Source organism: Pseudarthrobacter sp. NPDC058196 (assembly GCF_042882685.1).
In the GTDB taxonomy this organism is placed as follows: domain Bacteria; phylum Actinomycetota; class Actinomycetes; order Actinomycetales; family Micrococcaceae; genus Arthrobacter.
On sequence record NZ_JBHVVN010000001.1, the window covers coordinates 111,326 to 136,343 of the forward strand.

Annotated in this window: 20 protein-coding genes and 2 pseudogenes; 8 read left to right on the top strand and 14 right to left on the bottom strand. The window is 66.5% G+C overall.

Going from position 1 to position 25,018, the window contains the following annotated elements; genetic code table 11:
* Nucleotides 1-42: 42 nt before the first annotated feature.
* Genes ACFVVC_RS00540 through ACFVVC_RS00550 form a run of 3 tightly spaced genes read right to left on the bottom strand, consistent with a single transcriptional unit; the run spans nucleotide 43 to nucleotide 3,223 of the window.
* Nucleotides 43-954, bottom strand: a complete 912-nt coding sequence (locus ACFVVC_RS00540; protein WP_387447884.1) for a carbohydrate ABC transporter permease — start codon at nucleotides 952-954, stop codon at nucleotides 43-45.
* On the bottom strand, nucleotides 951-1,901 hold the full coding sequence (locus ACFVVC_RS00545) for a carbohydrate ABC transporter permease (protein WP_387447886.1): 951 nt from the start codon (nucleotides 1,899-1,901) through the stop codon (nucleotides 951-953). The genes ACFVVC_RS00540 and ACFVVC_RS00545 overlap by 4 nt, the downstream gene beginning before the upstream one ends.
* Complete coding sequence (locus ACFVVC_RS00550) at nucleotides 1,898-3,223, bottom strand: ABC transporter substrate-binding protein (RefSeq protein ID WP_387447888.1); 1,326 nt, start codon at nucleotides 3,221-3,223, stop codon at nucleotides 1,898-1,900. Before ACFVVC_RS00550 ends, ACFVVC_RS00545 begins: the two co-directional genes overlap by 4 nt.
* A 100-nt stretch (nucleotides 3,224-3,323) precedes the next feature.
* On the opposite strand from ACFVVC_RS00550, the gene ACFVVC_RS00555 reads away from it, so the two are divergent.
* Nucleotides 3,324-4,157 (top strand): NAD-dependent epimerase/dehydratase family protein, encoded by an 834-nt coding sequence (locus tag ACFVVC_RS00555; RefSeq protein WP_387447890.1) that lies wholly within the window; start codon nucleotides 3,324-3,326, stop codon nucleotides 4,155-4,157.
* Nucleotides 4,158-4,197: 40 nt separating this feature from the next.
* Nucleotides 4,198-5,010, top strand: coding sequence for an IclR family transcriptional regulator (locus ACFVVC_RS00560; RefSeq protein ID WP_387447892.1), 813 nt, complete (start codon nucleotides 4,198-4,200; stop codon nucleotides 5,008-5,010).
* Nucleotides 5,011-5,066: 56 nt separating this feature from the next.
* Here the strand turns inward: ACFVVC_RS00560 and ACFVVC_RS00565 are convergent, their stop codons facing one another.
* Genes ACFVVC_RS00565 through ACFVVC_RS00580 form a run of 4 tightly spaced genes read right to left on the bottom strand, consistent with a single transcriptional unit; the run spans nucleotide 5,067 to nucleotide 7,677 of the window.
* Nucleotides 5,067-6,008, bottom strand: coding sequence for an alpha/beta fold hydrolase (locus tag ACFVVC_RS00565; RefSeq protein ID WP_387448855.1), 942 nt, complete (start codon nucleotides 6,006-6,008; stop codon nucleotides 5,067-5,069).
* A gap of 30 nt (nucleotides 6,009-6,038) precedes the next feature.
* Nucleotides 6,039-6,905 (bottom strand): restriction endonuclease, encoded by an 867-nt coding sequence (locus ACFVVC_RS00570; RefSeq protein WP_387447894.1) that lies wholly within the window; start codon nucleotides 6,903-6,905, stop codon nucleotides 6,039-6,041.
* Between the two features lie 50 nt (nucleotides 6,906-6,955).
* Nucleotides 6,956-7,150 carry a hypothetical protein gene (locus ACFVVC_RS00575; RefSeq protein WP_387447896.1) on the bottom strand — a complete coding sequence of 65 codons (195 nt, stop codon included), beginning with the start codon at nucleotides 7,148-7,150 and terminating at the stop codon, nucleotides 6,956-6,958.
* Nucleotides 7,147-7,677 (bottom strand): hypothetical protein, encoded by a 531-nt coding sequence (locus tag ACFVVC_RS00580; RefSeq protein ID WP_387447898.1) that lies wholly within the window; start codon nucleotides 7,675-7,677, stop codon nucleotides 7,147-7,149. The genes ACFVVC_RS00575 and ACFVVC_RS00580 overlap by 4 nt, the downstream gene beginning before the upstream one ends.
* A 141-nt stretch (nucleotides 7,678-7,818) precedes the next feature.
* Here ACFVVC_RS00580 and ACFVVC_RS00585 point away from each other — a divergent pair, with 141 nt between their 5' ends.
* Entirely contained in the window at nucleotides 7,819-9,276 is a 1,458-nt protein-coding gene (locus ACFVVC_RS00585; RefSeq protein ID WP_387447900.1) for a DUF5129 domain-containing protein, read from the top strand.
* 24 nt (nucleotides 9,277-9,300) lie between these two features.
* Here the strand turns inward: ACFVVC_RS00585 and ACFVVC_RS00590 are convergent, their stop codons facing one another.
* On the bottom strand, nucleotides 9,301-9,606 hold the full coding sequence (locus ACFVVC_RS00590) for a hypothetical protein (RefSeq protein WP_387447901.1): 306 nt from the start codon (nucleotides 9,604-9,606) through the stop codon (nucleotides 9,301-9,303).
* Nucleotides 9,607-9,682: 76 nt separating this feature from the next.
* Entirely contained in the window at nucleotides 9,683-10,153 is a 471-nt protein-coding gene (locus tag ACFVVC_RS00595; protein ID WP_387447902.1) for a GyrI-like domain-containing protein, read from the bottom strand.
* A gap of 190 nt (nucleotides 10,154-10,343) precedes the next feature.
* Here ACFVVC_RS00595 and ACFVVC_RS00600 point away from each other — a divergent pair, with 190 nt between their 5' ends.
* From ACFVVC_RS00600 to ppsA, 4 genes and pseudogenes are all read left to right on the top strand, one after another.
* The gene (locus tag ACFVVC_RS00600; RefSeq protein WP_387447904.1) at nucleotides 10,344-12,329 is read left to right on the top strand and encodes a heavy metal translocating P-type ATPase; all 1,986 of its coding nucleotides are present in this window, start codon (nucleotides 10,344-10,346) and stop codon (nucleotides 12,327-12,329) included.
* 45 nt (nucleotides 12,330-12,374) lie between these two features.
* On the top strand, nucleotides 12,375-12,836 hold the full coding sequence (locus ACFVVC_RS00605; protein WP_387447906.1) for a universal stress protein: 462 nt from the start codon (nucleotides 12,375-12,377) through the stop codon (nucleotides 12,834-12,836).
* A pseudogene (locus ACFVVC_RS00610) lies at nucleotides 12,833-15,407 on the top strand (cation-translocating P-type ATPase). Before ACFVVC_RS00605 ends, ACFVVC_RS00610 begins: the two are co-directional and overlap by 4 nt.
* Nucleotides 15,408-15,484: 77 nt before the next feature.
* A pseudogene (gene ppsA / locus ACFVVC_RS00615) lies at nucleotides 15,485-17,903 on the top strand (phosphoenolpyruvate synthase).
* 68 nt (nucleotides 17,904-17,971) lie between these two features.
* On the opposite strand, the gene ACFVVC_RS00620 reads toward ppsA, so the two are convergent.
* From ACFVVC_RS00620 to ACFVVC_RS00635, 4 genes are all read right to left on the bottom strand, one after another.
* A complete protein-coding gene (locus ACFVVC_RS00620) occupies nucleotides 17,972-18,394 on the bottom strand; it encodes an Hsp20/alpha crystallin family protein (protein ID WP_387447908.1) in 423 nt (140 codons plus the stop codon).
* 104 nt (nucleotides 18,395-18,498) lie between these two features.
* Complete coding sequence (locus ACFVVC_RS00625; protein ID WP_387447910.1) at nucleotides 18,499-20,931, bottom strand: HAD-IC family P-type ATPase; 2,433 nt, start codon at nucleotides 20,929-20,931, stop codon at nucleotides 18,499-18,501.
* Between the two features lie 25 nt (nucleotides 20,932-20,956).
* On the bottom strand, nucleotides 20,957-21,823 hold the full coding sequence (locus tag ACFVVC_RS00630; protein ID WP_387447912.1) for a universal stress protein: 867 nt from the start codon (nucleotides 21,821-21,823) through the stop codon (nucleotides 20,957-20,959).
* A 72-nt stretch (nucleotides 21,824-21,895) separates the two neighbouring features.
* Nucleotides 21,896-22,351 carry a pyridoxamine 5'-phosphate oxidase family protein gene (locus ACFVVC_RS00635; protein WP_387447914.1) on the bottom strand — a complete coding sequence of 152 codons (456 nt, stop codon included), beginning with the start codon at nucleotides 22,349-22,351 and terminating at the stop codon, nucleotides 21,896-21,898.
* Between the two features lie 242 nt (nucleotides 22,352-22,593).
* On the opposite strand from ACFVVC_RS00635, the gene ACFVVC_RS00640 reads away from it, so the two are divergent.
* Nucleotides 22,594-24,246 (top strand): GAF domain-containing protein, encoded by a 1,653-nt coding sequence (locus ACFVVC_RS00640; protein WP_387448858.1) that lies wholly within the window; start codon nucleotides 22,594-22,596, stop codon nucleotides 24,244-24,246.
* Between the two features lie 45 nt (nucleotides 24,247-24,291).
* Here ACFVVC_RS00640 and ACFVVC_RS00645 read toward each other — a convergent pair whose 3' ends face one another.
* Entirely contained in the window at nucleotides 24,292-24,966 is a 675-nt protein-coding gene (locus ACFVVC_RS00645; protein ID WP_387447916.1) for a response regulator, read from the bottom strand.
* Nucleotides 24,967-25,018: the final 52 nt, after the last annotated feature.

The following is a 25,018-nucleotide window of genomic DNA, read 5'->3' on the forward strand; positions in this document are numbered from 1 at the left end:
GTTTCTTTCGTGGAATGGGCGGCGGGGAGCGAGGGGTTTGCCCTACCCCTTGGTGGCGCCCGAAGTGATGCCGCGGATCATGGAGCGTTGCAGGAAGAGGTACACCAGGAGGCTGGGAATCATGGCCATCAGGGCACCGGCCAGAAGCACCCCTGGTCCCACTGTGGTGTCATTGCGGAGCACCGAGAGGGCGACGGTCAGGGTGTAGTCGCTGGGATCATTGGCGGCGATGAGGGGCAGCAGGTACTGGTCCCAGACCATCATGAAGCCGAAGATTCCGATGACGCCGAGGGCGGGTTTGCAGAGCGGGAGGATGATGGTGAACAGCATCCGGAATTCGCCCACCCCGTCCAGCCGGGCGGCTTCTTCGATCTCGCCCGGGATCTCCTTCATGAATTCGCTCATGATGAAGATGGAGAAACCCCAAATGCCTACCGGGAGGATGACGGCGAGGACGGAACCGCGCAGGCTGATTCCCAGCAGCGGCAAATCTCCGAGGACCAGCGACAGCGGGATGCCGATGATCTCTTCCGGCAGCATCATGGTCAGCAGGACCAGTAGCAGGACCACCGCTTGTCCCCGGAACTTCTTCCGGCTCAGGCTGTAGGCGGCGAACACCGAAACCGTCATTTGCAGCAGGAGTCCGCCGCCGGCCACCACCAGGGAGTTCAGCAGGTAACCCCACAGCCCTTGTTGCGTGGCGGCCTCGAAGTTCCGCAGGGTGAAGCTCTTGGGCAGCAGCGATATGTCCGTGGGGCTGGAATTCCGGTCAAAGGCACCGGAAATGATGGCCACGAAGGGCAGCGCAAAGATGCAGAAGACCAGCACGCAGAGCAGGATGCGAAGGACCATGTTCGGTCCCAACCGGGGAGACCAGCCCAGGGCGGTGTCGAATCGTGCACCCGCAGACGGCTTGGCGGTTCGCGCTTTCGGGCGGGAAACGGTGTGCGTCATCGTGCTGCCTTTCTTTTACCGAGAAGCTGGGTCCCTACGGTGAGCAACAGGGTGACCACCAGCAGGAGGACAGCTGCTGCCGACGCCACGCCGATGTCATTGCGCTGGAATCCGAGTGAGTACATGCGTGTCATCCATACTTCGGTGGACCCGGCGGGACCGCCGCCGGTGAGCACATAGACCTCAGTGAAGCTGCGAAGGCTGCGGATGGCGGCAAGGGTCAAGACGATCACCAGCGACGGGCGCAGGGCGGGCAACGTGATGTACCGCAGTCGCTGCCAGATGCTGGCTCCGTCCACCCCCGCCGATTCGTAGAGGGAACGGTCCACGCCGGTGAGTCCGGCGAGGATGATCACCATGTTGTACGGCGCTCCGCTCCAGATACCGACGACGGCGATGGACCACAGTGCCGTGTCCGTACCGTTGAGGAACTGCAGCGGACCAAGGCCCAGCCAGCCCAGGATGCTGTTCAGCGGTCCGTCCGCGGTGGGAAAGTACAGGATGCGCCAGATCTCGCCTACGACGGCCAGGGCTGTGACAACGGGGAGGAAGATGGTGGTGCGCAGGATCCACAGCGACCGGGCCTGGCCTTCGAGGAGAAGAGCCAGAGCGAACCCGACCACCAGCGCGCCCAGCGTCTGGGTCACGCCGAGAACCACGGTGTGGCCCAGGGCTTCCATGAACCGGGCGTCCGTCAGGACGCTGATGTAGTTGTCCATGCCGACAAACACGTCCCCCAGGAACGGCTGGACCTTGAAGAAGCTCAGCCGGATGCCCTCGACCATGGGGATGAACTTGAAATAGAGGCCCAGCACGGCCGCCGGCACCAGGAACAGCCAGATGGCCAGGAGCTGCTTGCCGTTGCTGCGCTTCCTGCGCACCGGCACCTGGCCCGTATCCGGAGCTCCGGTCAGCGACCGTGCTGGTTTGGTTGGGGCTGTGGTCATGACTTCGCGTTCTGGCTTGTCAGTTCGTTGTTGATGGCGGTGTCAAGGTCCTTGAGGCCGGACGACACGTTGTCCGCAGCGCAGTCGGAGGCAATCTTGTTCAGTGCTTCGGCGGCGGCCTGCTTGATCGGGACGAAGTTGATGGCGGACGGGAAGGCCTTCGAGGAGTTCTTCAACGCATCCTGGACCACGGCCCAGCGCGGATCGTTGTAGACGGCGGCGGCATCGACGGCCGAATTCACCGGAACACGGACGATCGGCTGCTTGCCGGCGGTCATGCCCGCCTTCTGCCCCTCTGCCGAGACGAGGTAGTCGATGACCTGCTTGGTCTGGTCCTTCTTGCCGTTGGTGGCAGTGACGTAGATGTTTTCGCCTTCTGCCAGGACGGTGTTGTCCTTGCTGCCCTTGGGGGTCTCGATGACTTCGTACTTGTCTTTACCGAGCGAGGCATCGAATGAGGAGAAGTTGTAGGGGCCGGTCAGGATGATGCCTGTTTTGCCGGTCTGGAAGAAGGGGGTCGCGGCGCTGGTGGCCGCGGTGAGGGCGCCCGGCTGGGTGTTGCCGGGGGTGCAGAACTGCTGTTTGATCCAGGTGACACCCGCCTGGGCGTCGGATGCGGAGGCCGAGTACTTCCCGTTGCCGTTGTCTTTGAGGTAGGCCCCGCCGTCCTGCCAGAGGTAGGAGGAGGCCCACCAGCCGAAGTAGCCGCGCTCCGTGGAGCCGGGAACCGTCATGCCATAGGTGTCGGCCTGGCCGTTGCCGTCCGGGTCCTGCGTGGCGAAAGCAGCAGCGAGCTTGGCCAGGTCTTCCTGCGTCTTGGGAACGGGCAGGCCCAGCTTTTCACGCCAGTCCTTCCGGATCATTGTCACCATGGTCTGGCGGGAGAACGGTACGCCGTAGGTGGATCCGTCCAGGCCTTGCGTTTCCTTCCACAGTGAGTCCGGGATCGCGTCGTTGCCCGCGACGGAAGACTTATCAATTTTCTGCAGGTAGCCCTGCGATGTGTAATTGCCTAAGGCCGCGGAATCGTTAATCACGATGTCCGGCAGTTTCTTGGACGCAGCCCTGGTCTGGAGCTGCTGGTCCAGGTCAGGGACGCCTTGGAAGTTGACCTGCACACCCGTCTTGGCGGTGAACTCCTTGAACAGTGCGGAGTAGGTGGTGGCGGCATCGGTTCCGGCCCGCGCCCACACCTCGATGGGTTGGCCATCATCCTTGGCCGCCGGTGCCGAGGATCCGCTGCCGCAGCCGGTCAACAAGGCGGCCGATGCGATGGACAGCGCGAGAGCCGCCCGGGAGCGGGACTTGAACTTCGAATCCACTCTGATTCTCCTTTTTACATATATAAATGACTGTTACTATGTGAAACGTACTTCACGAGAGTATGATCATGGTCACAGGCTGTCAACCACTGGAGGAAACTTGGCCGCACCATCGAACCCCGTCACTGTCGCCGTCACGGGAGGGGCAGGAATGATGGCCACGTTGCTGCGGCCGTACTTGGCGGACGCCGGTTACGCCGTCCGTTTGCTGGACCTGGCAGAGGCTCCCGACCCCCGTGCACACGAGTTGGTATACGTGGGGTCGGTGACGGACCCCGAGTTCATGAACGCCGCCCTGGCCGGCGTCACCGGGGTGGTGCACCTGGGCGGCCTGCACCGCGAGAAAACGTGGGGGGAGATTGTGTCCACCAACATCACGGGCACCCAGGTGACGCTTGAAGCGGCCCGCCGCAACGGCGTCGACCGTGTCCTCCTGGCCAGCTCCACGCATGCCGTGGGATTCCATCCCACGCACGCGGCGGCTGCGGACGCTGTCCTGGCGCCGCGCCCGGACACGTACTACGGCGTCAGCAAAGCCGCCGTGGAGGCATTGGGCAGCCTGTACGCCGATAAGTTCGGCATGAAGGTGGTCAGCGCCCGGATCGGCACCGGCGGTGAACGGCCGGAAAACCTGCGGACCCTCGGTTCGTGGCTTTCCCCGGCGGATTCCTTCCGCCTGGTCGAGGCGGCACTCAGCAGTGCAGGCGCGCCGGGGCACCACGTGGTGTGGGCGGTGTCTGCAAACAGCCGCGGGTGGGCGAACCTGGAGGCCGGCCGTGCCATCGGCTTTGAGCCTCGGGACAATGCGGAGGTATTCGCCGGTGACGTTGACACCACGACTCCCGACGAATGGGCCGCACTCCTTGGCGGCGCCTGGGCCGGCAGTGACCATAAGGTGGGAATAGACAACTACCCGCACCTGGCCGCCAAATGAACTGCGGCAGGCCGGGACTGTGGCGACAGGGGGAGCACTGATGGCATCACTTGAGGTACAGGAGAGCCAGCGCGGGGAGGCACCCGGCGGCGACGTGAAGCTGGTGAAGTCCGCCGAGCGGACCATCGCGATCCTCGAACTCGTCGCGGCGGCCCCGCAACCGCTGACCACCGCTGAGATCTTCAAACTGACCGGCTATCCGCGCTCCAGCCTGCACTGGCTGCTGCTGACATTGCTTGAGCTCAACTGGATCGAGCAGACGCCGGAGGGCGCCTACCGGATCGGCACGCATGCCCTCCTGTGCGGCACCGCGTACCTTGACCGTGATCCTGTGATGGGACACGTTCCGGGCATCCTGGAAAAGGTTCGCAACGCGACCACCTTCACCACCCACTACGCACGCCTGGACCGTTCCGACGTCATCTACCTGGCCACACGGCAGGCAGTGGACCGCCGACGGCTTTCCTCCCGGGTGGGCCGCAAGCTGCCGGCCCAGGTGACCGCGCTGGGGAAGGCGATCCTGTCCGAATACACTGACGAAGAAGTGCGGCAACGGATTGGTACGGGACCTTACGCCCCGCTGACACCCAACACTGTGGCCGACTTTGAGGCGTTGCGGGCAGAGCTGGCCGAGTTCCGGAAAACCGGGCACGCCGTGGAGTGGGAACAGAACACTGTTGGGCTGTGCTGTGTCAGTGTGGTGGTCCCGTACCGCATTCCCGGCACGGACGCCATGAGCTGCTCCATGCCGATCGAGCTTGCCACCGATGACGTCATCGAAAAGACCGTGGAGACCCTGCACGCAGCGGCGGGCGAACTGGCGCGGACCCTGCGTGCCGCCGGAATCCGGTAATCGCCCTCCGGGCCAGCAGTGGGGCCGATCCGCGGGCAGCCACAGGGTGCCGGGGGTTACGCTTCTCCGGCCTTGGTGTAGAGGGCCAGCAAATCCCGGCTGAACTCGTGGGGTGACGTTTCGCAGGGGCTGTGGCCACCCCGGTACACCCCGATCCGCGCCCTGATTGCCTGGGCGAACTGCCGATGGAGGCCCAGTGGCCACAGGTCGTGGTCGCCCACCGCAACGAACTTGGGGAGGGACGCTTCCGCCAGCTCCTGCCGGACATCCGGAACATGCTGCATGAGGGTGTAGATGTCCCGGATTGAGGCCCGGCGGGTGAAACGGAACCGATAGTTCACGAACCGCTGCCTGCCCCGCGGGACCCTCGCCACCCGGCCGCTGCGGATGCCCCAGATCAGCAGGGCGGCCCCTGCACGGCCGTTCACCCACGTGCTGAACCGGCCGATCCGGCCCACTCCCTTGAAGCCCTGCCCCGGCTCCGGCGGGCAGGCCAACAGTGTCAGGGACCGGAAAAGCGCGGGCCGCTCCACGTAGGCGAGCTGGGCAATGATTGCCGCGAATGAGTACCCAACCACATGGACAGGCGTCGCCGTCGTCTCCAGGACGGCCACGAAGTCATCCACGAACAGCCGGTAGTCGTAATGGTTACGGGGCGGAACCAGGTTCTCCGGGCCGGCCCCGGCCGACTGGTACTGGCCGGCAAGGTCGTAGGCCACAACAAAGTATCCCGCCGCGGCGAGGTCAGGCATCATCAGGGAAAAATCCTCTTTCGAGCCTGTGGCGCCCGGCACCAGTACGACGCAGGGGTCAGCCGGATCGCCCAACGCGACGGCAGCCAGCCTGCCGCTCGGCACGTCGATGGTGAAGCCCACCGATCCCGGCGGCGGGACTGCCCAGTCGACGTCGCCCAAACCAGCGTCCAACCGTGCGGCTGCATCCACCCGGTCACGACCGAGGTCCTCGGGGTCCTCCCCGTCCCTGCTCCGGCCAGGCATTGCCATGGTCCCAACATAGTCCTGCGGACCCTAGGCCGGACCGCCCTCGAGGATCCGGCGCGCATCGGCCTGCGCCCGAAGTTCGGCCGCGCTGACCACGTGACCGACCACGTGGCCGGCGGCGGAGGCCATAGTGCGCAGTTCGGCAACCGTCCGCGGCGGGTTCTCACTGTGCGCGACCGCGTGGCAGTTCCGGCACAGCGGGACGAGATCGGCCACCGGGTCGAGCTGATAACCGTGTCCGAGCATCTCTGCCGGGACCAGGTGGTGGACGGCGATCATGGCGGCGCCGGCCGCGCCGTAAACCGCTTCAAAAGAAAAGCCGCAGGCCGCGCATGACGTGCCGTGGAAGGCTAAACACAACCTGCGCGCATCCGGGTCCCGCTCATAACGGTTCACCTGCACGTGGCGGACGGCAGACGGGAAAACGGTTCCGCCGGGCAGCTCATCGGGATCGGTCGTCGCAGGACCATGGCCACGCCACAGCCTGCGAAGGGCAGGCTCGGATTCCGGCGGGACTTCCACCAGGGACTGCGCGGACGCGGCGGCGGGAAATATGCCCGGAACGGCGGATTCAATGATGCCGGGGCCTGTCTGTTCGCCAACGGGGAGCAGCGAGTCGAAGAGCACGGTGATGAACCAGCCAGTGTCAGCGGGATCGCCGGCCGCGGAGAACTGGTACGGCTCGGACACCACCAGCCCGTGGCCGATCAGGCCATTGCCCTGCGTGCTGCCACGCAGCAGCAACCAGGCTTCCGTTCCCGGGCCCGTTCCCGGCCGGGAATCGAGTTTCCAGCGGTCCACGAGCCTGCCGTACTCAGTTACATGCTCGACGGCGGCACGGTAGTCCCGGCGGTGCAGTGCGTCGGCGTCCAGAGCCAGTATTACTGCAGCCACCGTTCACCTCGTCTTGGCGCGCGAAGCCGGCCCCCACCGTGCAGCGGGATTTAGATCGGTTCCTTGGCCAGCGCCTTGGTCTTGGCGGGTGTTTCGCGCCCCAGCCGTTCATCGAGCGTGACCCGCAGCCGGGCCGCTGCGACCTGGACCCGGTGCTCGGCGGGGGTTGCCTTCTTCGTGGCCGAGGGGGCAGCGGTTTTCCGTGCCGGGTGGACATAACGGTGCTCAGGTGACGTCGCGCTCATGGTCCAACCTCCTCCGCAGTTTCTTCATCCTTCGTTTCATTCTCACTCAAGATGGCGTGGCCGTCCACGCCGGCCGCCTTCTCCCATGAGTCCGTGTCCGTCTCAGTGTCCTCCCCGTTTTCTTCCCCGGAGACACTCTTCCAGGCAATATCGAACAGCTCGAGCTCCTCGGTGCGCGCGAGCTCGCTCCGTGCCAGCACCTCCAGGGTGGCCAGCCCGAGTGCCTTTGTTCCTTCGTCCGGGTCCAAGGCCCTGTCCAGGGCCCACTGGGTCCGCCGCCACCACTCGGACCGGCTGTCCGCCGCCGTCTTTTGCTGCAAGGCATTGGCGTCCGCTTCGCGCTTTTGCTCCAGCGATGTCTTGTCCGCGGCGGTGCGCTGCTTCAGCGTCCGCCAGTTGATGTAGAAGGCCAGCAGTGCCGCGATGAGAACGGCCAGCGGCCCGAGCCCGGCGAGGATGACCCACCAGTCAACAGGTCCTGAATGGACGACGGCGTCCAGGGCGCCAGGGGAAGGTGCAGGGGTCACCAGGCCAGCTTATGCGGCGGTCCGGCCGGCGGCCGGGAGGAAACTGTCTCGTCCCGCCGGGATGCGGCCCGGTGGGACCTTTGGCCCTTTGTCCGGCGTGGTCCTGGTTCCATCCTGATTCCACAAAGTGAGGAGAGGGATATGGGTACTCTGGCCAACCGGATTGGTGTGATCGTGCTTGCGCTGGGTGTCCTCCTCGTGGCGGTGCCGGCTGCGAGCGCCGCGAGTGCGCCCGTGGCCGTCGTTGTGGAGGACACCGCAGGGGTGCTGGACCGCAATACACTGGTCCCCGCCGTCGAAAGTATCCAGTTCTACGAACCCACCCGTGTCGCAATCTTCACCTACAACGGAACCGCGGCGGACAACCTCAACGAAACGGTCCTCGCGTTTGCCCGGTCCCGGCACCCGGAATGGATCAGTGCCGATGGGCAGAAATGGGCGGACGGGTTGTTCATTTTCGCGCTTGATCCTGTGGGCCGCCATGTGGGCACATGCATGGGTGAGGACAGGAAAGTGTCCTTGGAGCAGCGCGGCGACATCCAGGACGCATCGAAGGAACTCTTCCGCGACGCCCAGTGGACCGACGGCACCGTGGCCGGCATCCGCCGGGCAGCCGAGCTCATCAACCAGCCCTGGTACCGCTCTGCCGGGTTCCTGATCACGGTGTGGGTAACGGGCGGGCTCGCGGCGCTGGGCGCAGCAGCATGGCTTACCGTCCGCGGCGTGACAAGGGCCAGGTGCCGCAGGCAGATTGATCGGGGGGACCGCAGCTACGCCAACGTCAGCATGGACCTGGAGGTCACGGAGCTGAACGCGGGCACCATCCCCGAATCGTCGCGCTATGGCAGCCAGGTCCTGGAGAAGCACCGTACTTTCCTGAGCCGGTACGCAGCCACCACGGAGTTGTCCAACCAGGTGCATGCGCTCCCGCGGCGAGCGCTGAGCCGGCGGAAGAGCCTCAACCTTGCCCGCGAATTCGCCGATAACGCAGCCCAGCTGGATGCGTTGGACGACGTCATCGCGGACAGCAACGCCCTGCTGAACCGGGCGGCCACCTGGCCCACTGCCTGGGACCGGCAGCTTGCACCGTTCCGCACGGACCTCGCCGGGCTGGAGCAGCTCCTGGCAAAGCGCCACGGGCAGGGCGAGTCCGCCAGCGCTGCTGCCCTGCGGTCCTTCCGGGACGAAAGCCTGCGGGAGATCGAGCGCTGGACGGCGGACCTGGCGGACGGGGCAATCACTCCGGAGCAGGCGCTGGACCGGCTCTACGACGCTCGGTCCCGGCTGTCGGAGCTGTTGGAGCAGCACGCCGAAACGGTCATCCAGAAGTTCGCCAGGAACGCGGACGAGGCACGTTTGATGCGGGAGAAAATGGACGCCGCCCAGGAAGGGTCCACCCCCCGCCGGCAGCGCAGGTACGAACCGAGCATCCTTGGCACGTGCTATCCCACCTACCAGTTTTTCTCCGTTGCCACCTTCAACTCCGGATTCACCAGCGGCATCGGCAGTGTCAACTCGGCCAGGGGTGGTGGAGGCACCACCGGGTACGGCAGCACCGGCGGGAGCTTTTCCGGGTCGGGCAGTTCTTCAAGCTTCTAGTTCCGGGGGCGGTGTCCGGAGGCCCTACGCGACGGGCAGGTACCGCGGGAAAACGGCCGTTCCCTTGAGCATGCCCAGCCACGTCAGGAAGATTCCGAAGGCGGACAGGACACCGGTGACGGCGGTCAGGGCCACCAGGGCCAGGCTCTTGTCAAAGACCGACAGGGCTGTGAAGAGGGCAGCAAAGACAAGCACCGGCAGGATCCACAGAATCTGCTCGGCCACGTAGTTGGCCTTGTTGGCTGCGATGAACCCAAGGGTGGCGGCTCCGCCGTGGACCGGCGGAGGTGCCAGGAAATCGAGCACCAGGGCAAGAACGAGCAGGAGCACAAACAAGATCGACGACGCGCCCGCCACAACGTAGAGCCGCTGCCAGCCATTCCGGCCAGGGGGATGTGACCCGGCCTTAGGCAACAGGCCAGACCACCCTGGTCTGCCACGTGGCCGGATCCGGCTGCTTCTCCGGATCGCTCAGGTAGAACTCCCACATCATCCCGCCCGGGGTGGCGCCGTCGTCCTCCATACGCTGCCGGATGGCATCGTAGGTGGTGCCCAGGGTGTCATACGGGCCGCTGTGAATGGCCTCAAAGGCATCGGTGTCGGGAAGCGTCCCGCTGGCCACCTCGCCTGTTCCGTGAAAGTGTCCGGCGATGGGGAAACCCGCTTCGACGTCAACGGATTCGCCAGGCAGTCCGTGGTACAGCGCGAACGGCGGGCCGGCCGGGCTGGCGCCCTGCATCTGGACTGCCGCCATCACAGCGCCGAAGGCGCGGCCAAAAAAACCTGTCAGGGCGTCCATCGGGACGCGTTCGCGGACTACTGCGACAGCCTGCTCGGTCACGTGGATCTTCCGCGGCCCGTGCCCGTTTCCGTTCATGCCAACAGCCTCCCTGCGGCATCGGCGGAACGACAGGGCCATAGGACCCTAACGGAAGGATGACCTGTCACCCGGAGGGGGTGGGCGGTGGGTTCCGTGCCGGGTCCAAATGCCCTAGCCCAGGCGGCGGCCGCCCGGTACTTTCGGCTCTATGCGTGATCACCACCGGCACACAGCTGAAGTGTCCTGAATGAGGAAGCAGGCCGCCCCGCCCACGGCATCGGGCGGACGCCTCGACGGAGCTGACGCAGAAGCGCCGTCGAAGTCACCCGCGGAGAAGGCGTGGCGTTTCACCAAGCGGTACCCCGTCGTCGCGCTGACATGCCTGGTACTGGCGGCCACGCTGGTGCTGCTGCAATCCGGCCTGGAACTGCAGGTCCGCATCCTCGCCTCTGCCTACGCCGCCGTGATCGTGGTGTTGCGTTCCGGCGGGATGGTCCGTGCCCTGCGGGAGGGGCGTTGGGGGATCGACCTCCTGGCCTTGATGGCCATCGCCAGCACCGTGGCAGTGGGCGAATACGTGGCCGCCCTGGTGGTCATCCTCATGCTGACCGGCGGGGAGGCGCTCGAGAACTTTGCCCAGGGGCGTGCCGCCCGGGAACTGCGGTCGTTGCTGGACCGGGCACCCCGCTTCGCGCACCGCGAGGGACCCGGCGCCGTACTCGCAGATACCCCGATCGGCGAGGTGGTGCCGGGGGACGTACTGATGGTCCGCCCCTCCGAGCTGGTGCCGGTGGACGGCACGCTGCTGTCCGAAACGGCAAGCCTTGACGAATCCTCGCTGACGGGCGAGAGCCTTCCCGTGGAGCACTCCCGGGGGCAGGTGCTGCTCAGCGGCTCGGTGAACGGTGTAGCTGCCATCCGCATGCGGGCATCGGCCACCGCGGCCGACTCCCAGTACAGCCGCATCATCGCTTTGGTCGAGGAGGCATCCAACAGCCGGGCCCCCGTGGTGCGGCTCGCTGACCGGTACGCCGTCCCGTTCACCCTCCTCGCCCTGGCCATGGCGGCCACGGCGTGGCTCCTGTCAGGTGAAGCGGTCCGCTTTGCCCAGGTCCTGGTGGTGGCCACGCCCTGCCCGCTCCTGATCGCCGCGCCGGTGGCCTTCCTGGCCGGTACCAGCCAGGCCGCGCACAAGGGCATCATCATCAAGAACACCCGGACGCTCGAGCAACTCGCGAAGGCGCAGACAGCGGTCTTCGACAAGACCGGAACCCTCACCTCCGGGCGTCCCGTCCTTGACGAAATACGGGTGGCGCCGGGCAAGGGCGCCGCCCTGGGCAGCCAAAGGATCCTGCAGCTGGCTGCCTCGGCTGAGCAGTACTCCTCGCACGTCCTGGCAGGTTCGGTGATCGAGGCGGCACGGTCGGCCAACCTGGTGCTCCTGCCGGTACACCAGGCGGCAGAGACCGCCACCCACGGCGTGGAAGCTGTCTGCGGCGGCCGGCGCGTGGTGGTGGGCAAAGCAGGCCTGGTCAGCAGCGTGTCCACCGGATTCCGTGAAACACCGGTCCACAGCGGCCAGCTGGCCATTCACGTGGCCGTGGACGGCGAGTACGCGGGTGCGCTGGTCATGCAGGACCCGTTGCGACGCAACGCCGTGGATACCCTGGCACAGCTGAACTCCATGGGAGTGCGGAACACCATGCTGCTGACCGGGGACGCCCAGGCAACCGCTGCGCACATCGCCGAGGAAGCGGGAATCGGCCGCGTGCAGGCGGAATGCCTGCCGGAGGACAAAGTCAACACCGTGGCCGCCATCCGGGAACGCCCGGTCATCATGGTGGGCGACGGCGTCAACGACGCGCCCGTCCTGGCCGCTGCCGAGGTAGGAATAGCCATGGGCGCCAAAGGCGCCACGGCCGCCAGCGAATCGGCTGACGTGGTGGTCATGCTCGATGACCTGTCCAAGGTGGCCCAGGCCGTCGCCATCGGCAAACGGACGGTGGCCGTGGCCCTGGTGAGCATCTGGACGGGTATAGGGCTCAGCCTCGTCTTGATGGCCATCGCCATGACCGGATACATTCCCGCCGTCGCCGGTGCCCTCTTGCAGGAGCTGGTGGACCTGGCCACCATCCTCAACGGCCTGCGCGCCCTCCACGGCGCCGACCCGACGCAGATGGCAGGCTCCAGGCGCCGTTCGCTGGCCGGCGGTGCAGTCCGCCCGCCTGCATGACTTTCGGCCCTTCCCACGAAATGCACCAGCGGCGAACGTGGTGGTATGAACGCAGAAACAGTGGCAAAGCCCGTCATCGTGGGCGTGGACGGTTCCGAATTTTCCTCCGCCGCCCTGCGGTATGCCGGCAAGCTGGCCGCCCGCCTGGGAACCCGGCTTGAGGTCATCACATGCGTCGGGATGCCCGACTACCTGGTGACCTCGCGCCTCGAAGGGGCAGACCGGCAGTTCACCGCGAGGCTTGAGGACGCTGCCGAACGCCTCGTGGAGGACGCCCTGGGCCGGGCCTTCCCGGGCGAGCGGCCGGAGAACGTCGATGTGGACGTCAAATTTGGGCCTCCGGCGAAGGTGCTGGTGGACGAAAGCCGGCGCGCGCAGATGCTGGTGGTGGGCAGGCATGGAGAGGGCGGCCTCCTCAAGCAGTCCATGGGTTCCGTCACCAAGGCATGCGCAGCGCATTCCGCCTGCCCGGTGCTCCTGGTGGGCCAGGAGGCGGACGCTGTGTGAGGACCGCGGAGGGCCTGACGTCTGCAAGGGCCGCGCAACTCCTGAAACAGGCCGGCCCCAACCAGCTGCCCACTGAAAAACCTGTCCCGCAGTGGCGGAAGCTCTGGGGGGAGATGACGCACTTCTTCGCCCTCATGCTCTGGTGCGCCGCCGGGCTGGCCTTCATCGCGGACATGCCCCAACTGGGGGTGGCGATCGTCGTCGTCGTGATCGTCAACGGGGTGTTCGCCCACATCCAGCAGGAACGTGCCCAGCACGCCGCAGCCAAGCTGCGCGCCCTGCTGCCGGCCGATGTCACGGTCCGGCGGGACGGGAAAGTACGGACGGTCCACGCCAGAGCACTGGTGGTGGACGACGTGGTCCTGCTCGCTCCCGGAGACCGGATCCCCGCCGACATGGTCCTCCTGATGGCCTCGGCATGCGCGGTGGATGAGTCGATGTTGACCGGCGAAAGCGAATCGGTCCCCAAAGCTGGGGGAGACCAGGTTTGGGGCGGCACCTTCCTGGTCAACGGCTACGGGGAAGCCACCATAACCGCGACCGGCGCCAACACCAGGCTTGCCGGAATCGCCGACCTCACCAACAAAGCGGTTTCGCCCCCGACACCCCTGTCCACGGAACTGCGCCGGATCGTCCGGGTCACCGCGGCGATGGCGCTGGGAATCGCGGCCGTCTTCTTCCTGGCATCACTGCTGGTGGGTTTCCAATGGCGCGATTCGTTCCTGTTCGCCATTGGCGTTGCCGTGGCGCTGGTACCGGAGGGGCTCCTGCCCACCGTGACACTCTCCCTTGCCATGGGCGCGCAACGGATGGCAGCACGCAACGGACTGGTGCGCAACCTCGAAGCAGTCGAAACCCTCGGGTCCACAACATTCATTTGCACCGACAAAACCGGCACCCTTACGCAGAACCGGATGAACGCCGTCGACGGTCTTCACCGCGGACGGGTCCGTGCACGTGACGGGCGACGGCTATGGCCCCGACGCGGACGTCCAGGGACGCGGAGTGGACAAGGCGGCCGCCGCCGCGCTCGCAGCACGGACTGCCTCGCAGGGCCGGGCCGAGCTGCACGGCGGGCAATGGCGCGCCCAGGGCGATCCGATGGAAGCCGCCCTGGACGTCCTGGCCCGCCGGTTGACGGGAACCGGACCCGGGGCCGCCCCTGCGCGCCGGCTGCCTTTTGACCCGGTGCGGCGCCGGGAATCCGCCATTGTGGGACCGGACCTGTTCTGCAAGGGCGCCCCCGAAACGGTGCTTCCGGCCTGCGGCTCCGTGCCGCCGTACGTCAAGGACCACGTGGAGGTGATGGCATCTCGTGGTTTGCGTGTCATCGCCGTGGCGCGGCGGAGACTCGGGGGAGTGCCGGCAATGTGGCAGTCCAGCACGCCAGCCGACCTGGAAACCGGACTGGAACTCCTCGGCCTGATCGGCCTCCAGGATCCGCCCCGTCCCGATGTGGGCGACGTGATCGGGACAGCGCGCCGGGCCGGCCTGAAGATCGCCATGATTACCGGTGACCACCCGGGGACCGCGGCAGCGATCGCCCGCCAGATCGGCCTGACCGGATCGCCTGAATGTGTCCTTGAGGGTTCGGACCTGCCCGGGGACGACCAGGTTCTGGGGGCCCTCCTGGACCGGGACGGGGTAGTAGTCAGCAGGGTATCGCCCGAACAGAAGCTCCGCGTGGCCAAGGCCCTGCAGGCCCGCGGTCACGTGGTGGCCATGACCGGCGACGGCGTCAACGACGGCCCGGCCCTCCGCGAAGCCGATATCGGCGTGGCCATGGGGCTCAGCGGGACAGACGTGGCGCGGGAAGCGTCGGACCTGGTGCTCCTTGATGACCACTTCGGCACCATCGTCGCAGCCATCGAGCAGGGCCGTGCCACGTACGCCAATATCCACCGCTTCCTCACGTACCACCTGACCGACAACGTCGCGGAACTGACCCCCTTCGTCATCTGGGCTCTTTCCGGCGGCCAGTTTCCGCTGGCATTGGGGGTGCTCCAGATCCTTGCCCTGGACATTGGAACCGACCTGCTCCCTGCCCTGGCGCTCGGAGCGGAGGCGCCCGGCAGACGCGTCCTGTCCCGTCCTCCCGAACGCCGGCACCTCATGGACCGGCGGCTGATCGTCCGCGTCTTCTGCATCCTGGGGCCGGTGGAGGCCATCACGGAAATGGCCGTGTTCGCAGCTGTCCTCACCGCCGGCGGATGGACCCGTGGGCAACCGCCCGCTCCGGGCCTCCTGGCGGCTGCCTCCGGTGCCGCCTTCATGGCAGTGGTGCTGGGGCAGCTCGCCAACGCCTTCGCGTGCCGGAGCGCCACGGTGCCGCCGTGGAAGCTGGGCTGGGGGACGAACGGACTGCTGGTGTGGGCCGTGCTGGCTGAACTGGCCATCCTGGCAGCCTGCCTGTACCTGCCGTATATCGCAGCGGTGCTGGGCCAGGCCCCGCCCACACCCATGGGCCTTGCCCTTGCGCTCCTCGCCGCCCCTGCGGTCCTGGCAGCCGACTGGGTCCACAAAGCTGTCCGGACCCGCCGGCGGCCTGTCCAGGGGGCCTCCGTGGGGTGAGTACCTGTCCCGCTGAGGGGCAGGCGCCGGGACCAAAGACTCTGCCTGCCCTGCCGGGCGGAGGCCAGAATCGAGCCATGAGTGCCCCCGCAGGAGCCGTCCTGGCCAACGTCAATGTCACCTGGATCGAAGACACCGGGATCGCGGACATACCGTCGGTTGGCGGCAAGAACGCCTCCTTGGGGGAGCTGAGCCGGTCCCTTCAATCGTCGGGAGTGCGGGTTCCCGAGGCATTTGCCACGACTGCCGCCGCCTACCGGACCTTCCTGGCTGCCAACGGCCTGGAACCTCGGATCCGGAAGCACATGGATGACCAACGCGCAGGACGGGCAAACCCTTCGCCAGGCGGGCGCAGCCATCCGGGAACTGTTCCTGCAGGCGAGTTTCCCCGACGCCATCGCCGCGGACATCCAGGAACATTACCGTGACCTGTGCCGCCGGACGGGGCAGGCCCAGGTGCCGGTGGCCGTCCGCAGCAGCGCCACGGCAGAGGACCTGCCCGACGCCAGCTTCGCCGGCCAGCAGGAGACCTTCCTGAACGTTGCGGGCGAGCGCGGCGTCCTCGAGGCCTGCAGGCGCTGCTACGCCTCCTTGTTCACCGACCGTGCCATCAGCTACCGGGAAATGAAGGGCTATGACCACCTGGACGTTGCCCTGTCCGTGGGCGTCCAGAGGATGGTCCGCTCCGACGTCGGCGCCTCCGGGGTGATGTTCTCGATTGACACCGAGTCCGGCTTTCCCGACGTTGTGGTGATCAGCGCCGCCTGGGGGCTGGGGGAGACGGTGGTCCAGGGCACCATCAACCCGGACAAGTACCAGGTGTTCAAGCCGCTGCTGGCCGATCCGCGGTTCAGCCCGGTGATCGAACGGAACGTGGGCGCCAAGGAGCGCAAGATGGTGTACAGCCAGGGCGGTGACGCACGGACCCGGACCGTTGACACCAGCGAACGCGAACGGCGCTCGCTGGTGCTGGGCGACCCGGAAATTGTCCTCCTGGCCCGGTGGGCCGCCGCCGTCGAACAGCATTACGGGCGGCCGATGGACATGGAGTGGGCCAAGGACGGCCTGACCGGTGACCTTTTCATGGTGCAGGCGCGGCCGGAAACGGTCCAGGCGCGCAGAAGCACGTCCACCTTCCGGACCTACCACCTCCTGCACCCCGGCCCGGTCCTGGCAACCGGGGCGGCGATTGGTGATGCCATCGCCAAGGGTGCGGCGTGCGTGATCCGCGACGCGAAGGACATCGAGTCTTTCGTTGACGGCTCCGTGCTGGTCACCCGGATGACCGACCCCGACTGGGTGCCGGTAATGAAGCGCGCCGCCGGCATCATCACCGACCACGGCGGGACCACCAGCCACGCCGCGATCGTCAGCCGTGAGCTTGGCGTGCCGGCCGTCGTCGGGACGCGCAATGCAACGGAGATAGTGTCCGACGGCGCCCCGGTCACCTTGTCCTGCGCGGAAGGGGAAGAAGGGCGCGTCTATGAAGGACTGCTGGAGTACGCAGTGGAGGATGTGGACATGGCGGGCCTTCCCGCCACCCGAACGGATGTGATGATCAACATCGCCAGCCCGGCCGCCGCGTTCAAATGGTGGCGGCTGCCCGCAGCCGGGGTGGGACTGGCCCGGATGGAGTTCATCATCAACAGCCTGATCCGCGTCCACCCCATGGCACTGGTCCATCCGGAAAAAGTCACTGATCCGCAGGAAGCAGACCTCATCCGCCAGCTAACCAGCGGCTACGACGATCCGCAGGAGTACTTCGTGGACGTGCTGGCGACGGGTATCGCCAAGATCGCCGCTCCCTTCCACCCGAAACCGGTGATCGTCCGGCTCAGCGATTTCAAGAGCAACGAATACAGCCACCTGGTGGGCGGCAGGTTCTTCGAGCGTCCAGAGGAGAACCCCATGATTGGCTTCCGCGGCGCCTCCCGCTACTACAGCAGCCACTACCGGGAAGGGTTCGCCCTGGAGTGCAGGGCGCTCAAGCGGGTCCGGGAACAGGCGGGATTCCGCAACGTCATCGTCATGGTCCCCTTCTGCCGCACCGTGGGCGAAGCGGACCAGGTCATCGAGGCGATGGCGGAGCACGGCCTGGTCCGCGGCGCTGAAGGCCTGCAGCTCTACATGATGTGCGAAATCCCGTCCAACGTGGTCCTGGCCGAAGAATTCGCGAAGCGCTTTGACGGGTTCTCCATCGGGTCCAACGACCTCACCCAGCTGGTTCTTGGAGTGGACCGCGATTCTGAGGAGCTGGCCGGCCTGTTCGATGAACGCGACCCCGCCGTGACGGCGCTCATTGCCGAGGCCATCCGCAAAGCCCATGCTGCCGGCATCAAGATTGGAATTTGCGGGCAGGGGCCCAGCAACCATCCGGACCTTGCCGAATTCCTGGTCGGGCAGGGCATCGACTCTGTCTCATTAAACCCGGACACCTACGTCAAAACTGTTCCGGTCATCGCCGCAGCGGAAGCTGCGTCCGGCAAGTCGTCCTAAGCCCACGGGACACAAAAGTGCCTGGTCCCCGCGGGGGCCAGGCACCGGCGTCGTCCTCCTGGCGCTGCTCAGCCCCTGGTGATGGGGATCTTCGACGCGCTGGCTTCCATCGCCTGGTCAGGCATCGGGGCACGGACCTCAAGGACACCGTCCTTGTAGGCGGCGGTGACGTCCGCCTGCTGGACTCCGCCGGGGAGCGGAATACGCCGGACGAAGGACCCGTACCGGAACTCGGTCCGGTAACTGCCCTTGTCCTTGTGTTCCTTCTTTTCTTCCCGCTGCGCCCTGATGGACAGCACGCCGTCGGCAACGGTGACGTCCACATCCTTCTCAGGGTCGATGCCGGGCAGCTCAGCCCGCACTACGAGGGTATTTCCGTCCACCATCTCCTCAACCCGGATGGCGGAAGTACCGATGTCACCCTCAAAAAGCCGTTCGATGGCGTCCAAGGGCGAGCGCCGGGAATCGAACCATTTCATCAGGTCAGTCATTACTGCCTCCTGCTCAAGTGGAAGCCGGACCATCGGATGGCCCGGCATTTCCACCATCCTCTGTTGGCAGGACAGGAGCCAGAGTCCAAGGTCCCAGCCCCGGTTCACCCCGCACGGGCACGCCTGTGCCGGGTTAACCGGCCCACCCCCTCGATGGCCGCGCACCCTGCCAGGCCGACCCCAACAGCGATGGCAAGCAGGCCCGGCGGAGGCCAATCCACCCGAAAGAAATGCCGCGTCAGCGGGACGCTGAACAGGAGGACCAGGCCCGCGTACATGCCGGCCAGTATCAGGACCTTGGTGCCGTTGAGCGGCCGGGACGCCATGACCAGGATCCACGCGGCCAGCAGTCCCAGGGTGACGGTGGCTGCGGACTGCGCGTTCTCCCGGGTGTGCCCGCCGAACCATTGGGCGAACGCGCTGACGGCCAACACGCACAAGGCTGTGCAGAAGCCCGCCGGCACGGCGAAGGACAGGGAACGCCGGAGGAACCCGGGGGCGTAGCGTTCGCCGCCCGGCTGCAGTGCGAGGAAGAAGGCCGGCAGGCCGATGGTCAGGCCGTCGAGTGCGGACAACTGCCGTGGCAGGAACGGAAAGGCCAGCAACAGGATGCCGCACACCACGGAGATGACCGTGGCATAGACGGTCTTGCTGAGGAATACCAGGGAAACCCGCTCGATATTGCTGATGGCCCGGCGGCCCTCGTCCACGACCGCCGGCAGCCTTTCGAAGCGGCCGTCCAGGAGTACCAGCCGGGCCACCGCCTTGGTGGCCGGTGAGGCCGAGTCCATGGCGATGCCGAGGTCCGCCTCTTTCAGTGCCAGGACGTCGTTTACGCCATCTCCGGTCATGGCCACCGTGTGCCCGCGCCGCTTCAGGGCCCTGACCAGGTCCCGTTTCTGGGAGGGCGTGACGCTGCCGAAAAGGCTGTGCGCCTCCACCGCCTCTTCCAGCAGGGCCGGATCGTCAGGAAGATGGCGTGCGTCGTACCCGACCCCGTTGCCAAAGCCAACTCCGCGTGCCAGGGCCGCCACCGTCCTGGGATCGTCACCGGAAATAATTTTGACGGTCACGCCCTGCCGGCGGAAATAGTCCAGTGTTGCGGCCGCATCCGCGCGGATTCTTTCGCGGAACGTTATCAGCAGCACCGGCTCCAGCGTCGAGGGGAGTCCCGTATCTGCGGCGTCCGGCGGCAGAATCTCCGGCAGGTGGGCCAGTGCCAGCGTCCGAAGGCCCGTGGAGGCCAGTGCGGCGGCCTCCCGGTGCGCCTGCCCGCAACCCGGGGAATCTCCGAGGACGGCGTCCGGCGCGCCGAGGATCCACGTTCCGGCTGCCCCGGACTCCGGCCCCAAAGTGACCGAACTCCATTTTCGGGCGGACGAGAACGGGACGGCGGCCAGTTCCGGAAACGGGGCTGCCGTGGGAAAAGCCGCGCCGATCGCCGCGGCGGTGCTTCCGCCCGCCGCCTGGGCCCCAAACCACTCCAGCACCGGCTGCCAGCGCGCCGCGTGGAAGCCCCCCTGCGCATGGACGGCGTCGAACACCATGGAGCCCGAGGACAGCGTGCCCGTCTTGTCGAGGCACAGGACATCCACCCTCGCCAGCACTTCCACGGCCGCCAGTTCCTGGATCAGGACCTTTTTGCGTGCCAGCCGGAGGCCGCCAACGGCGAATGCCACGCTGGTCATCAGCAGCAGCCCGAGGGGGATCATCGCCATGATCCCCGCCACTGCCCCCACCACAGCGGGGATCCACCGCCCTGAGCCGAAGGCACCCGTCCACCCGCCCCGATCCTGCATCTGGGCGTTGACCAGCAGTAACGCAGTGGGCAGCAGCAACCATGTGATGACGACGAAGACTTTCCCCAGGCCCCTGCGGATCTCCGACGTGACCAGCGAGAACCGGCGTGCCTCCGCCGCGAGGCGGTAGGCGAACGTATCCGGCCCAACCCGAAGCACGGTGGCCCGGCCACTGCCCGCCAGGATCAGCGACCCGGAGAGCAGGACCGCGCCGTCAACCTTGGGAACCGGCTCGGATTCGCCGGTCAGCAAGGATTCGTCCACCTCCAGTGAGGCTCCGCCCAGCAGCAGCAGGTCAGCCGTGACCTGGTCGCCGCCGGCCAGCACCACGATGTCGTCGGGGACCAGCCCCGCCGACGGAATCCGCTCCCGTGCTCCGTTCCTGATCACCGTGTTCGTCGCCGCTTGCGTAATGGCAAGCTGGTCGAGTGAGCGCTTGGCCCGGTACTCCTGGACAATCCCGATCAACGAGTTGCTGATGGCCGACAACCCAAACAGGGCGTCACGCCACTGGCCCAAGACGAACAGCAGGATGAAACAGCCACCTACAACGGCGTTGAAAAGCGTCAATACGTTGGCCTGGACGATCGCCCTGAATGTTCGGCTGGTGGCCGTGGGCACGCTGTTGATCCGGCCGGCTGCGGTCCGCTCCAGGACTTCACCGGTAGTCAGCCCTTCACGGGCACGGCGGCCCTCTACGTCGGGCGCGGAGGCCCCGGCTTCCCCGGCGGCCGGCATGGCAGGCTCCACCAAGCGGGCGCGCTCAATCGCCGTGCTGCGGTTTGTGCATCCGCGTGATGATGGTGGGGCACGGGGGCTGTGCCAGCACCGCGTGCGCCGTGGAGCCCAGGAGCAACCGCTCGAAGCCGCCCTTGCCCCGGCTGCCCAACACCAGCAGGCGCGCCCCGGAAGCCGCCCGCACCAAGGCATCCGCGGGCTCGACGACGGTTTCCATCACCGTGTGGACGGCGAGGTCGGGGTAGTCCTGCCGCAGGCCGGCCTCGGTTTCCGCCAGGACAATCCGCTCCTCTTCGAGCACATGGGTGGCAAAGCTGCTTGAGGGCAACCCTGCCGCGATCCAACGGTTGGGGCCGGTGAACGCGTAGAGGACCGTCAGCTCTTCGCCGAGCACATCAGCCTCGGCAGCGGCATAGGCCACCGCCTGCGTTGACTCCTCGGATCCGTCCACCCCAACGAATATGCCACGGCCGGCGTCCTGCCCTTCGCCGAGGACCGCAACCGGGCATTCCGCCGTGGCGGCTGCCTGGAGGGCACGGTCTGTCAGTGCGCCACGCGAGTGGCCGCTGGTGCCAAGGACAAGCATGGCGACCTCTTTGGAGTACGCGCCCAGTGCCGAGCCCACGCCTCCTTCCAGGAGTTGCAGCGAAACGTTTAGCCCCGGGCAGGCGGCCCTGACCTTCTCGCCGGCCTCTTTGAGGAGGCCCAGGCCTGATTCGCGCAACACCTCAAAGTAGGGCAGCACTTCGGAGGCCATCCACCGGTCATCCACCACGTTGGCGACGGCGAGGGGAGCCTTGAGCCTGTTGGCCCGTGCAGCGGCCCACATCAGGGCGGCGTCGGACGCCGGTGTGTTGGTGATGCCGACGGCGATTGGCTTGGCAGGTGCCATGGGGGCCATCCTTTGGGGTGTTGTGGGGGTGGAGGGGGCGCGGTGAGCAGCGTGTTCCTGCCGCCGCGATCTTCAGTCCGTTGCAGGCTCCCGGGGCGGCCACCAGTGCGAAGGCGCCGCGATGACGAACCTCCGGCCGCTGATGTCGTGCGGCGTAACCCGTACCAGGGTGTTCTTCTGGCCCGGTTGCCACGGTGAGAGTCCGGCATCCACGGCGTCCTGGGTCTCTTCGGCATCGGAAACCACGGTGGCGTGGCCCTTGAGGATGACGCTCCAGGCGATGGTTCCGTACTGGTTCATCCCGTCCGCCTCCACCGCCACAGCCTTGCCGTCGAAGGAGGAGAGTTTTGTTGCCTTACCCGTGCGCATCAGCAGGGTTCCGTTGGTGGTGACAAAGTTCATGGGAAAGTTTTCAACTGAGTCGCCGTCCATGAACGCGATCCTGCAAACGGACGTGGAATGAAGGAGTTTCCAACAATCGTGGACACCGAGTTCCTTGATCTCCGAATCTGCCCCTGCTGTATTCATGGCCGTAGCCTAGGGCCGCGATTATTCGGCCGGTAGGGGAAAAGGTCCCGCCGGTGCAGGCGAGCTGGCGACAGTGGGCCGGATTCCCGCCGCCGGCAGGGGATGCCTGCCGTTGACGCGGACCCCTAGACTACTCCCAGAGGATGTCTTCGAACACTTGATTCGCGCTACGGGCCTGCGGCAATGCGGGCTTTTGCCGCCGGAGGTGGGACGTGAGCACTGAGCAGCCGTGGCGCTCTCCAATGCGGGACCAGATGGAGGACCTGCTGCGGGATTTCACGGCCCGGGGTGACGAACTGCTGGATACCCGTGAGCGGATCAACGGACTGTTGGCGGCAGTCATTGCCGTCGCCGAGGACCTGAGCCTTGAAGCCGTCCTGGACCGGCTGGTGAGGTCGGCCTGCGCCCTGGTCGGTGCCGGGTACGGGGCGCTTGGCGTCATCGGCGAAGACCGCCGGCTCAGCCACTTCATCACGGTGGGAATTGATGAAGCGGGCATCCGTTCCATCGGTGACCTGCCCACCGGGCACGGTGTCCTCGGGTTGCTGATCCGCGAACCGAAGCCGCTGCGGCTCCATGACCTCGGCCAGCATCCCATAGCGTCGGGTTTTCCACCCAACCATCCGCCGATGAGGACATTCCTGGGCGTGCCGGTCCGCGTCCGGGACGAGGTATTCGGAAACCTGTACCTCACCGAAAAACAGGGCGGGGTTGATTTCACGCAGGAGGACGAAGACCTCGCGGTGGCCTTGGCGGCCGCAGCCGGGGTCGCGATCCAGAACGCCCGCCTCTTTGAAGACAGCAGCCGCCGGCAGAAATGGCTGGAGGCGGGCATGGAACTGAGCAGCCGTCTGATCATGGCGCCCCACGCAGGGGATGCTGAAAGCCTGGATATCGTGGCCGGGACCGCCCTCAAGGTATCCGGAGCCGCGGTGGCCGTGATCGGGGTCCTGGCCGGCGACGGCGTCCTACGGTGCCGGTCGTGCCTTGGCGTGCCGGGGCTCCAGGCGGGGCAGGAACTGGTGGTCTCCAGTGCAGTGTCCGCCGTCGTCGCAAGCGGTGAATCCTTCGTGGCTGCGGACCCGCGGCAGGTCTTTGCGCACGGGATGACGGAAAAACTGGGGCCCGTCCTGGTATGCCAACTGGGGCACGGCAACAGCGACAACGGGGTGCTTGTGCTGGCCCGCGCCCACGGAGCTGCCGCATTTACCCAGGCCGACGCCGAATCGGGTTCCATCTTTGGGAGCAGGATCGGCCTGGCCCTGGACCTGGCGCGCGTGAGTGCCCTGCGCGAGCAGGACCTGCTCCTGACGGATCGGGAACGGATTGCCCGCGACCTGCACGACCTTGTCATCCAGCGGTTGTTTGCCGCCGGGTTGAGCATCCAAAGCCTGCGGCGCTTCACCATGGACCCCGTGGCCCATGAGCGAATCGCCGCGGTCACCAAGGAACTGGATGACACCATCCGCAAGCTGCGGGATACCATCTACTCGCTTCGCACCGCAGACGTGGAACGGGAGCCCCTCACCGGCCGGATTCTCCGGGTTGTCCGGGAAAGCTCACGCAGCTATGGCCTGATTCCGAAGGTGTCACTCGACGGTCCGGTGGATTCGGTCAGCGAAGATGTGGCTGCCCAACTGCTGCCCGTGCTCTCGGAAGCGCTCAGCAACGCGTTGCGGCATTCCGGTGCCGAGGAGATCCAGGTCAGCCTCACCGTTGCCGGCGATGACGTTCAGCTGTGCATCACTGACAACGGTCACGGATTCAGTGAACCCGCCAAGGAAAGCGGTCTGGCCAACATGCGCTACCGCGCCGGGCTTCTTGGCGGCCGCTGCGACGTCAACAGCGTCCCCGGTGAGGGCACGTCAGTGACGTGGTCCGCCCGTCTGTCCTGAGTGCACGGTGCCCGGAATCGCGGCACCCCTGTTCCGCGTACCCGGTCAGGCGCCTTCCGCACTGTTCCGGGTGACGTAGACGGCGGCCTGCGTCCGCCGTTCAAAACCGAGCTTGGCCAGGATGGACGAGACGTAGTTCTTGACCGTCTTTTCCGCCAGGAACAGTTCATCGCCAATCTGCCTGTTGGTCAGGCCCTGGCCGATCAGGGCGAGCACTTTCTTCTCCTGGGTGCTCAGGCCGTCCAGGCGGGGGTCCGTGGGGGCTGTGGAAAGGCCCGCGATGATCCGTTGCTCAACGCCCGGTTCGAACAGGGACTCTCCGGCTGCGGCCCTCCGGATGCCGGCAAGGAGGTCATCGCTCCTGATTTGCTTCAGGATGTACCCGGACGCGCCGGCGAGGACGGCACCGCGAAGGGCCTGCTCGTCGTCGTAACTGGTGAGGATCAGGCAGCGCAGGCGCGGATCAAGGGACCTGACATCCCTGCACACCTCTATTCCGGTGCCGTCGGGAAGGCGCCCGTCAAGGACGGCGATATCGGGGTGCAGGGCCGGGATACGGCGCGTGGCCTCGGCCGCCGAACCGCTTTCGCCAACCACCACGAAACCCTCGCCCTCAAGGAGGTCCTTCAGGCCTTGCCGGACAAGTTCATGATCATCAAGAATGAACACGCGGAGCGGCCCGGCGGACCCGATGGCTTCACTGCCGGCAGTTTCATGCATGTGCACCCCACGCTCCCAAACGCTTACAGGACCAAACCACACCTGTGTGGCA

Excerpts from the sequence above, each read along its gene's own strand:
- ACFVVC_RS00540 (WP_387447884.1), bottom strand. The coding sequence starts at position 954 with ATGACGCACACCGTTTCCCGCCCGAAAGCGCGAACCGCCAAGCCGTCT.
- ACFVVC_RS00545 (WP_387447886.1), bottom strand. The coding sequence starts at position 1,901 with ATGACCACAGCCCCAACCAAACCAGCACGGTCGCTGACCGGAGCTCCG.
- ACFVVC_RS00560 (WP_387447892.1), top strand. The coding sequence starts at position 4,198 with ATGGCATCACTTGAGGTACAGGAGAGCCAGCGCGGGGAGGCACCCGGC.
- ACFVVC_RS00565 (WP_387448855.1), bottom strand. The coding sequence starts at position 6,008 with ATGCCTGGCCGGAGCAGGGACGGGGAGGACCCCGAGGACCTCGGTCGT.
- ACFVVC_RS00575 (WP_387447896.1), bottom strand. The coding sequence starts at position 7,150 with ATGAGCGCGACGTCACCTGAGCACCGTTATGTCCACCCGGCACGGAAA.
- ACFVVC_RS00585 (WP_387447900.1), top strand. The coding sequence starts at position 7,819 with ATGGGTACTCTGGCCAACCGGATTGGTGTGATCGTGCTTGCGCTGGGT.
- ACFVVC_RS00595 (WP_387447902.1), bottom strand. The coding sequence starts at position 10,153 with ATGAACGGAAACGGGCACGGGCCGCGGAAGATCCACGTGACCGAGCAG.
- ACFVVC_RS00600 (WP_387447904.1), top strand. The coding sequence starts at position 10,344 with ATGAGGAAGCAGGCCGCCCCGCCCACGGCATCGGGCGGACGCCTCGAC.
- ACFVVC_RS00605 (WP_387447906.1), top strand. The coding sequence starts at position 12,375 with ATGAACGCAGAAACAGTGGCAAAGCCCGTCATCGTGGGCGTGGACGGT.
- ACFVVC_RS00620 (WP_387447908.1), bottom strand. The coding sequence starts at position 18,394 with ATGACTGACCTGATGAAATGGTTCGATTCCCGGCGCTCGCCCTTGGAC.
- ACFVVC_RS00625 (WP_387447910.1), bottom strand. The coding sequence starts at position 20,931 with ATGCCGGCCGCCGGGGAAGCCGGGGCCTCCGCGCCCGACGTAGAGGGC.
- ACFVVC_RS00630 (WP_387447912.1), bottom strand. The coding sequence starts at position 21,823 with ATGGCACCTGCCAAGCCAATCGCCGTCGGCATCACCAACACACCGGCG.
- ACFVVC_RS00635 (WP_387447914.1), bottom strand. The coding sequence starts at position 22,351 with ATGAATACAGCAGGGGCAGATTCGGAGATCAAGGAACTCGGTGTCCAC.
- ACFVVC_RS00640 (WP_387448858.1), top strand. The coding sequence starts at position 22,594 with ATGCGGGACCAGATGGAGGACCTGCTGCGGGATTTCACGGCCCGGGGT.
- ACFVVC_RS00645 (WP_387447916.1), bottom strand. The coding sequence starts at position 24,966 with ATGCATGAAACTGCCGGCAGTGAAGCCATCGGGTCCGCCGGGCCGCTC.